The organism is Blastomonas ursincola (assembly GCF_013607875.1).
Lineage (GTDB): Bacteria > Pseudomonadota > Alphaproteobacteria > Sphingomonadales > Sphingomonadaceae > Blastomonas > Blastomonas ursincola.
In genome coordinates, this window is the sequence record NZ_VDES01000009.1 from 1 (window position 1) to 755 (window position 755).

Annotated in this window: 1 protein-coding gene; it reads right to left on the reverse strand. The window is 64.5% G+C overall.

Translation table 11 applies throughout. The features are described from left to right. On the reverse strand, positions 1-755 hold a 755-nt coding region (locus FG486_RS18020; protein ID WP_181268589.1), incomplete at both ends, for a UTP--glucose-1-phosphate uridylyltransferase.

Consider the following 755-nt stretch of genomic DNA (forward strand, 5'->3'; position numbering starts at 1 on the left):
GCAATCGCCAGGTTCGCCTGGACATAACCGGCCTTCGAGCCGCAGTCGTAGCGCTTGCCGGCAAAGGTGACGGCGTGGAACGGCTGGCTGCCGATCATCCGCGCCATCGCGTCGGTCAGCTGGATCTCGTTGCCCGCACCCTTTTCCTGGCTCTCCAGCGTGCGCATCACTTCGGGTTGCAGGATATAGCGGCCAGAGATGATCAGGTTCGACGGCGCATCCGCTACCTTGGGCTTTTCGACCAGGCCGAGCACCTCGGTGACATCGCCCTCGCTCTTGCCCGGCGCGATCACGCCATAGCTCGACACCGCCTCGCGCGGCACCTCGAGCACGCTGATCAGATTGCCGCCCAGCCGGTTATAGGCCTCGACCATCTGCTTCATGCAGCCGGGCGATCCGACCATGAATTCGTCGGGCAGGAAGATCGCGAACGGTTCATCGCCGACAAGATCGCGCGCACACCAAATCGCATGGCCCAGGCCCAGCGGCTCCTGCTGGCGCACATAGGCGCAATTGCCCGGGCCCAGCCTGGTGGGCTCGAGCACCGCGAGCGACTTGCCGCGCTCGCTCATCGTCTTTTCCAGCTCGAACGCGATATCGAAATGATCCTCGATCGCGCTCTTCCCGCGGCCGGTGACGAAGATCATCTGCTCGATCCCGGCCTCGCGCGCCTCGTCCACCGCATACTGGATCAGCGGGCGGTCGACGATCGGCAGCATCTCCTTGGGGATGGCCTTGGTCGCGGGAAGAAAGCG